Origin of the sequence: Mesorhizobium sp. M0293, assembly GCF_040321735.1 — a bacterium.
Classification (GTDB): domain Bacteria; phylum Pseudomonadota; class Alphaproteobacteria; order Rhizobiales; family Rhizobiaceae; genus Mesorhizobium.
Window position 1 is genome coordinate 1 of the sequence record NZ_JAMYSA010000319.1, and the last position, 613, is coordinate 613.

At 66.6% G+C, this 613-nt stretch carries 1 protein-coding gene; it reads right to left on the minus strand.

All coding sequences use genetic code 11. From position 1 onward, the window contains the following. The coding region (locus tag NKJ06_RS35680; protein WP_352812630.1) for a condensation domain-containing protein at positions 1–613 on the minus strand (613 nt) is incomplete at both ends.

Consider the following 613-nt stretch of genomic DNA (forward strand, 5'->3'; position numbering starts at 1 on the left):
CCTCATGGACCACCGCCACCGCCTCCGGCGCATTTCGCACCTGCGCCTCGAACAGCTCGTGGACGCACCGCTGCGACGGATAGGCCGCCGCCGTCCGGTTCAGATCCTCCAGCAGATAGGTGCGCTCGGCGGCCGGCAGGATGTCAATGCGGCCGACCGGCTGGCCTGCATCGGCAGCCATCGCCCGCAGCAGCGCCAGCAGATAACCACGCTGCCGCTCGATCGTCGCCTGATCGAACAGCGCCGTGGCATAACCCAGCGTTCCGGCGATCTCCTCGCCACGCTCGCAAAGGCTCAGCTCCAGATCGAACTTGACCTGATCATACCCCTCCCCGGCAGCTTCCACACTCAGCCCCGGCAGGTCCAATGACCCGACGGCGTTGTTCTGCCAGGCCAACATCACCTGGAACAGCGGCGTGTGATCAAGATGCCGTGGCGGCTGCACGATCTCGACGACCTGCTCGAACGGCAGGTCCTGATGCTCCTGCGCTGCCAGCGCCGTGCGCCGCGTCCGCTCCAATAGCTCCGACACGCTCGGCTGGCCCGACAGGTCCAGCCGAAGCGCCAGGGTGTTGACGAAGAAGCCGATCAACTCTTCGATCTCGCGCCGGCC